The sequence below is a fragment of the Hymenobacter translucens genome (genome assembly GCF_020685205.1).
Taxonomy (GTDB): Bacteria; Bacteroidota; Bacteroidia; order Cytophagales; family Hymenobacteraceae; genus Hymenobacter; species Hymenobacter translucens.
This window is the reverse complement of the sequence record NZ_JAJERB010000027.1, coordinates 1-607: the sequence shown is the minus strand read 5'-3', so window position 1 is coordinate 607 and position 607 is coordinate 1. Positions and strand designations below refer to the sequence as shown.

The following is a 607-nucleotide window of genomic DNA, read 5'->3' as shown; positions in this document are numbered from 1 at the left end:
CCCAGCGCTTCTTCGCCCTGCACCCGGCCCGAGCCCAGGGCTCCCTCGAACTCCACTGTGTACGCGTGCGCCTTGGTTAGCTTAGGGGCTTCAGCGGAGCCTTTGGGCTGGTGGGCGTGCGGCGAAGGACCGTCAACCAGTACGTACGTAAAGCTGGCGGAACCCAGGTACAGGCGGCCGGTGGGCAGGTCGGCGGCAAAGCGGGCCCGGGCATCCCACTGTCCCCGGTTCTCAACAAATTCCAGGCTCCGGGCGCTGGCCGGGTCAGCCGCCCGACTCAGCACAGGCAGCAGCAGAAATGACAGATAGATAAGTAAAGTGCGACGCATACGATAGAGAAGTTAAAGATTTGTGTAAGGTCCTGGGATGGGCTTTATAGCAAATGACAGAGCCGGACGAGCGTTGGCGTGCTGCTGGTCCGGCTCTGCTGGCAAGAAGTAAAAAAGTTTATTTGGTTAGCTGCATCCATCCTTTGGCGGCTCTTCCATCGGCGGTTTTGAGCAGGTAGTAGTAGGCCCCCTCGGGCAGGTCCTTGGCATCCCAGTCATTGTGGTAGTCGGCCCTGTAGAACACGCGCTGGCCCCAGCGCGAGTACACGCTCAGCTCG

At 60.5% G+C, this 607-nt stretch carries 2 protein-coding genes; both read right to left on the bottom strand.

Annotation, left to right across the window (positions count from 1 at the left end):
- A partial coding sequence (locus LJY25_RS21145) for a DUF7948 domain-containing protein (RefSeq protein WP_227610433.1) occupies positions 1–329 on the bottom strand: 329 nt, incomplete at its 3' end.
- 118 nt (positions 330–447) lie between these two features.
- Positions 448–597, bottom strand: coding sequence for a T9SS type B sorting domain-containing protein (locus tag LJY25_RS21490; protein WP_227610434.1), 150 nt, complete (start codon positions 595–597; stop codon positions 448–450).
- Between the last annotated feature and the right edge of the window lie 10 nt (positions 598–607).